The 6779-nt window shown below is 52.0% G+C and carries 3 protein-coding genes and 1 pseudogene; 1 reads left to right on the forward strand and 3 read right to left on the reverse strand.

Going from position 1 to position 6779, the window contains the following annotated elements:
* Positions 1 to 17: 17 nt before the first annotated feature.
* The 3 genes from ACTF5Z_RS10685 to ACTF5Z_RS10695 all read right to left on the reverse strand — a co-directional run bounded on the left by ACTF5Z_RS10685 (position 18) and on the right by ACTF5Z_RS10695 (position 6396).
* Complete coding sequence (locus ACTF5Z_RS10685) at positions 18 to 2423, reverse strand: TonB-dependent receptor (protein ID WP_438985618.1); 2406 nt, start codon at positions 2421 to 2423, stop codon at positions 18 to 20.
* 167 nt (positions 2424 to 2590) lie between these two features.
* Complete coding sequence (locus tag ACTF5Z_RS10690) at positions 2591 to 4318, reverse strand: solute:sodium symporter family transporter (protein ID WP_438985619.1); 1728 nt, start codon at positions 4316 to 4318, stop codon at positions 2591 to 2593.
* A gap of 50 nt (positions 4319 to 4368) precedes the next feature.
* Entirely contained in the window at positions 4369 to 6396 is a 2028-nt protein-coding gene (locus ACTF5Z_RS10695) for a glycoside hydrolase family 31 protein (protein WP_438985620.1), read from the reverse strand.
* A gap of 162 nt (positions 6397 to 6558) precedes the next feature.
* Between ACTF5Z_RS10695 and ACTF5Z_RS10700 the strand changes: the two are divergent.
* Positions 6559 to 6779 (forward strand): annotated as a pseudogene (locus ACTF5Z_RS10700) (aldo/keto reductase); the annotation flags it as partial.

The raw sequence follows: 6779 nt of genomic DNA on the forward strand, positions 1-6779 counted from the left end.
CCCCCATTGGTCCGCTCTTAGAAGGATGCCTTGATGGCTAAACCAAAGTAGCGCTCTGCATCACGTGGTACTTGGTAGCGGAAGCCGTCACCGCTGTAAGTTGTCACATAACGTTCATCGGTTAAGTTTTTACCAATCAACGACAAGCGGTAGCGATCATTATCGAACGAAAAGCTGATGCTGGCGTTGACCATGTCGTACTCGGGCATGTAAGCGGCTGGGTCTAATACACCCGCGTTATTGGGTAAACCCGCGATCTGCTCATCCATGTGCACAAACGAACCGTTCAAGATAACGTCCATTGTGTTCATTGGAATTAAGTATTCCGCCATAAGTGAGTACTTGAGTTCAGGTGCGAAAGGCACAGGTAAGCCGGAGCGAGTGGAGCAATTAACAGCACCGATTGGGCAGTTGAATTTGTCGATTTCCGCAGTAATAGAAGACAAACCGCCGATCAAGGTCAGGGCATCAATAGGACGCCACGTGAAGTCGATTTCAATACCCGAGGTGCTCACTTCACCGGCGTTGGTTAAACGCGTGATACAGGTGCCGTCTGAGCAATCAGCGTTGTTCGCCTGGAAATCGGAGATATCCATTTGGAACAGAGCCGCGTTGAACATCAAGGAACCTGAGGTGAACTTATAACCGATTTCATAAGACTCGGAGGTCTCTTCTGAAATGGGGCGTGAATCGTTCCCGTTGGCTGCCATGTTGTAGTAAACGTTGTAACCCGGCCCTTTGTAACCTTGCGAGGCCGTCACGTACATCATGGAGTCTTCGCTGATGTCCCACTGCACCCCTAATTTACCAGATACATTGGTTTCATCTGTACTGCCGGCGAAGTTGGTGTTTTCGGTCGCGGGGCGAACGCCTACAGCTCGACGGCCGTACTCATCGTTGCTTCGGCGGCGATGGGTGTAAGATACGTCGTCGCTGGTGTAGCGTAGACCGTAAAGAATACGCATGGTGTCGCTCACATTAAACTTACCGTCGCCAAAAACGGCAAAGTTATCAAACTCTGTGGTCATGTAAGCAGTCGCAGACACAATGTCGTTGGCATTACAAGTGACACCCAAGCTCGCGGTATAGGCGCCGATGTCCGCCAAAGCGGTATCCAGTGCAGCACCGGTTAAGTTTTCATTCGCATACCAAGTCATGGCTTGGTCTAACTGACCGCCGTTGTTCTGGCAGCTGGCATCGCGCGTGAAGTTACGTTCTGACTGCAAGTTCCACCAGAAGGCGCCCACTTGGTATTCATGAGTCTGGCCCGTCGGTGAGGCAATGCGCAGTTCCTGAGAAATCTGACGCCATTCCTGAGGGCCCACATCGTGAAGCTGAAAAGGAACGGTACTGAAGTTCACAGGCACAGGCTGATCACCTGCGGTTGAGGTAAAGTCACCCTCACGAATCTCGGTGTTATCCCAAGTGCGGTAGGCGGTGATTGACGTTAAGTTAAAGTCCCCCAGACCCTTATCGACTTGAACCGAGAAGGCCGAGTGGCTGTCTGAGGTACGCGTCGTCAGATCGTGGTCAACTAAACGCTGATCCAGATCGATGTCGGGCACGCCATTTACTACGCCATTGCTGTTAGGCAAAGCAGTGGAGTTAGGGTGACGGCCACTTGGCAGCATTTCTACGTCGGCGCAGCAGTCGTCTTCTGCATCGTAGCTCTCTGCAATCATCAGGATCGACATGTCGTCAGCGACATCAAAGTCGAGCATGGCGCGCAGGCCCTGGCGATCGTAGCCGTTGGTTTTCTCGCCGTTGAATACGTTGGTTAAATAGCCATCGAATTGCTTGTCGAGTACGGTCAGGCTGCCACGAACTGACTCACTCAGCGGGCCGTTCACGTTTGCTTTCAAAATAAATTCGTTGTCTTGATATAGCTGGGCTTCAACGTAGCCACCGAACTCTTCACCTGGGCGTTTGGTGGTCATGTTAACCACACCAGCGGACGCGTTCTTACCAAAAAGCGTGCCCTGTGGGCCACGTAAGACTTCGATACGCTGCAAGTCGTAAAGGTCAGCAAAGGCCTGACCCGAGCGGCCCAGTACAACGTTATCGACGACAGTCGATACGCTGGGTTCGGCGGCAACGCTGAACGAAATAGTACCGATACCGCGAATGGTGAGTGCAGAGTTACGCGTGGTGTTCCCTTTGCGGAAGCTCACCGAAGGCGCCATGGTCTGAAGACCTTCAAGGTTATTAGCAAAAGCCGCATCAATCTGGTCTGCATTTATTGCGGTGACCGCAACGGGGACATCACTGAGCTTTTCTTCGCGTTTCTGAGCGGTTACCACCACTTCTTCAAGGGCGCGAGAGGATTTTTCTTGGGCCAGTGCAGGCGTCTGAGCGGCGGCGCCAAGAGCTGCAATAGCCAAATAGGTGAGTGTGCGGCTAGTAGGTCGCATTAAGTCCATCATTCGATCTCCGGTTAATTTTATTTATGTCGGTATGTAGTCGACTACGCTTTACTACTGGGCAAAAGGCTATCTTATGTCTCTTGTCTTATACAAGACTTATTTGGCGTGTTGGTAATACAAAAAATGAATATTAATTTATTTTTTATTATTTTTTGGAATATGTTGAGTTAGCCGTCTTCGTTCCAATGTAGGGCCTTGCGATACGCTTGACTCCATCGCCGCAGGCTAAGGCGGCACAAAAGTGCAGCTGCGACAACGACGGTGGCAACCAGAGGCAGGTACAACGGACTTCCGCCATCGACCAAGCCTAAAGGAGAGAAAGTGATATAAATCAGTATGATACCTGCAAACAGCGTAATGGCCGCCGGTATGGCGTAGGCCCAGGGGGTCATATCAACTTTACTGTGCGGGTGGTAATGCCAGGGGCTAGCTAATGGCGCGTAATGACCGATGAGTAACATCAAGCCCACCTCAGCTACAAATAGAATGCCATAGATGTGAATGAAGTTAATATCCACATCGATCACGAATTTCAGTAACGCGTAAACGATGATGTGCAGAATAATCACCAGCTTGGCGGCGATGGGGGGAACACGCTTAGTGAACAAGCCGACTATGACAATCGCGATAATCGGAATGTTGTAAAAGCCGGTAAAAATACGAATGATCTGAAATAAGCCCTCAGGCGCATACTGCAAAAGTGGCGATACAATGAACGAGAATACAGCAATAACGACACTGGCGATTTTTGCGACTTTGATGAGGTGCTGATCGGTAGCGGGGCGCTTGAGAGCGGGGCTGTAAACGTCCAGCACAAATAGCGTTGCCGCGCTGTTGAGCAGCGAGTTAAACGAGCTAAAGACCGCGCCGAGTAACACCGCGAGGAAAAAGCCTGACATGTAAACGGGTAAGACATCTTTCACGAGCGTCGGAAAAGCGAGATCGATCGATTGCAGCTCGCCGCCGTAGAGGTGAAACGCAATCACACCGGGGAGCATCATCATGAACGGCACGAGCAGTTTGAAGTACCCTGACAGCAGCACGCCCTTCTGTCCTTCTGCTAGATTCTGAGCGCCGAGAGTCCGCTGAATCACATACTGATTGGTACCCCAATAAAAGAGGTTGGCGAACAGCATGCCTGTGAATAAGGTACCAAAGGGGGTAGGGTCCGTAGGTGAGCCGATCGCGTTTAATTTTTCGGTGTGATTGTTCAGCACGTGCGCAATCCCGTCGGACACACTGCCATCTCCAAGCGCAGCGAAACCAAATAGGGGTACGACAATCCCGATAATAAGCAGCCCTATGCCGTTGATGGTGTCAGACACCGCGACCGCTTTTAAGCCACCGAATACGGCGTAAATCGAGCCGATAAGCCCAACGGCGATAATGGTGACTACCAGGGAGCTACTGTAATTCAGATTGAGCAGAGCCGGCACATCGAACAGCTGAAGTACCGCAATAGAACCCGAATAGAGTATGGAAGGTATGGTGATCAAACCGTATCCCACCATAAAAAGAACGACGGTCATGCGCCTCACGCCTTCGTCGAAGCGGTTACTCAAGAATTCGGGAAGCGTGGAAAAGGCGCCAGACAAGTATTTGGGTAGAAATACCAAGGCCATCACAATCGTGGCGACGCCAGCGGTGACCTCCCAGGCCATACTGCTCATATTAAAACCGTAAGCGGAACCGTTCAGGCCAATCATTTGTTCGGCCGATAGATTGGTTAACACCATGGATCCGGCGATGAATACGCCAGTGAGCCCGCGTCCCGCAAGAAAGTAGCCGTCTTTTGTATCAACGGCACCTTTGGTCTTTTGATAGGAAATCCAAGCGACCAGACCCATAAAAAATGTGCACGAAACGAGGGTCCATAAAATGTACTCAAAATCCATGATTACCGCTCCGTCACTTTGTTTAATTATCGTTAGAGAGAGTAAGTGGCCTATTCGGCCCGCCAGTAAGATTCTGTCGTTATACCATTCGGGAGCTCTTCTGTGCACTCGATAGCGGGGCCGAGCGGTATACTTCTGTGTAAGGGTACAAAAACGGCGATTTCGTCGAGCGGCACTGTCAGACGGTGCGATCGCCCGCCGGTGAAGCGTTTGCCACTGGGGAACTGCACCCATTCGCTGGCGATAGAGGAAGGTAGATAACACTCGAGTGTGCCACCAGGAGTAAGGCAGGGCGCTACCAGCATGTCGTCGCCCAACATGAACTGGTCATCAAACGCCCAGGCTGCACGCTCTGCTGGGCAAGCAAGAACCATTGCGCGTTGAGCGGGCAAGCCAGTCTCGGTCGACGTTGTCATGACTTGGTGCAAATAAGGCAGCAGTTGATATCGTAAAGCCAGCGCTTTATTAACGGCTTGCTCGGCCTCGGGCCCGTAAGACCACGGTTCACGGGGGCCGATTCCGTGAAGCCGTATGTGGGCCGAGAATACGGCGGCTTGAGCCCAGCGAACATAGAGTTCGGCGTCGCGTTGGTCGGCATAAAAGCCACCGATATCGGTCGCATAAAAGGGAAAGCCCGACAAGCCCGCCGCGAGCCCGCCGCGCAGGCTACCTGATAGCCCGCCCCAGTCGGCTTGAGGGTCGCCCCCCCATTGAGCGGGATAGCACTGAGAGCCCGTCCAAGAGGCGCGTGTAAACAAAAAGGCGCCCGATTCACAATACCGCTCGGCGGCCTCGTAAACACAGCGGTTATAGAGCAGGCTGTATACATTGTGCAAGGTCGCGCCACTATCGCCATTGTAGGCCATCATGTCGGGCTCGATTTGCTCACCAAAGTCCGCTTTGATCATGTCGATACCCAAATCGAACAGCGGTTTGTGACAATCCCGCCAGAAGGCATATGCGTCGGGGTGGGTAAAATCTACGATGCCGGATTCGGGCAACGGCGTTAACACCTTCCCGAATGGGCTGGTATCCCACTGGTATCGATAGGTCTCGCCGGTATGGGTATTTTTAATGAGCCAGCCTTTGTCCGACATCTCTTGGAACAAGGGGTTTTTGACCGAAACGAGCGGGTATTCCCAGACACACACTTTGAATTTGAGTGCCTTAAGCTCATCGATAACCACAGAGGGGTCTGGGTAGCGTGTTGGGTCCCACTCAAATGCAAACCTTGTATCAGTGTCCTGCCAGGCTCTGCCGTCTAATGTAATCGTGTCGCAGGGCATCTTATTCTTCCGAACGGCCCGGGCCGTTTCAAGCAGTTCGTCGGCATCTTTGTAGTAAGCCTTTGAAAGAATCAGGCCCAGACTCCATTCCGGGGGTAGCGGTGCTCGACCCGTTAAATGGGTGTAGTCGCTAATTAAAGCAGAGCCCGTGTCGCCAGATAGCAGAAAGACATCGGCATGAGTGTCTTCTACCAGTACACCGTAGGCGCGTTGAGACCAGTGGGGGAACCCGACACCGTGCGTCACCGGTGATGGCGTGTGCACAAAGCAACCCCAACCGTTTGGGCTCCAGGCGAACGGCGTGTTTTTGTAGGAAATTTCGGCGTTGACTCCCAGTGCATCGTGGTTAAACGAGCGCACCAGTTGGCCTCGTTTATCGAGCCTTCCCCATTTTTCTCCTAGGCCATACACCGGTTCGCTTGAGCCAAGCTCCAGTGAGATGAACCAGCCCTCTGGCGTTTTAGCAAACGGGGGTAGGCGATGTTTGCGGACAAAATGGCCGTCGGTCGGTGTTTGTTGCACGACCCGATCGCCTTTGAGTAACTGAAAGGCAAAGGGTTCGTGCATGAGCACTAGGGTATGACCCGCACCGCAAATGAGTGTGCGGTCCCCGTGTTTTTTGACGGTCAGTGGCGCTGCCTCGGGTGTGTGTTTGAGGATGCCATACTCCCCAAATTCACGAACACCAAATTGCAGGCGAGCACCTATGTCAAACAGCGATATGGTGATCTCGCCAGCATCGGTAGCAACGCCAACATGCCTTGTATCGATCGATACCACGTTACTTATCATTCTCACCCCGTGTATATCGTTCCAGCGCGGTGAAAGGGTGTTTAGCAGGGTGGGGGCTTGCGTCATACTGTTATTCTCTGTGTGTACAAACTATTTGACAATTCTTGTATCTTATATAAGATTTTCGGGGTCAGTCAACAAAAGCAACGACGGTAAACAAACATGACGATAAATGAAAAACCACGCATAGGCTTGGGGCTTTGGAAAATTTCGAATGACGTCTGTGCCGATGTCGTTTACCAAGCCATCAAGTTGGGTTACCGACATCTTGATAGCGCGTGCGACTACGGCAACGAGATTGAAGTAGGCAAAGGAATCGCAAGAGCAATCTCAGAGGGCGTTTGTGAGCGCTCGGAGCTTTGGATTACCTCGAAACTGTGGAA

Origin of the sequence: Aequoribacter sp., assembly GCF_965659035.1 — a bacterium.
GTDB lineage: Bacteria > Pseudomonadota > Gammaproteobacteria > Pseudomonadales > Halieaceae > Aequoribacter.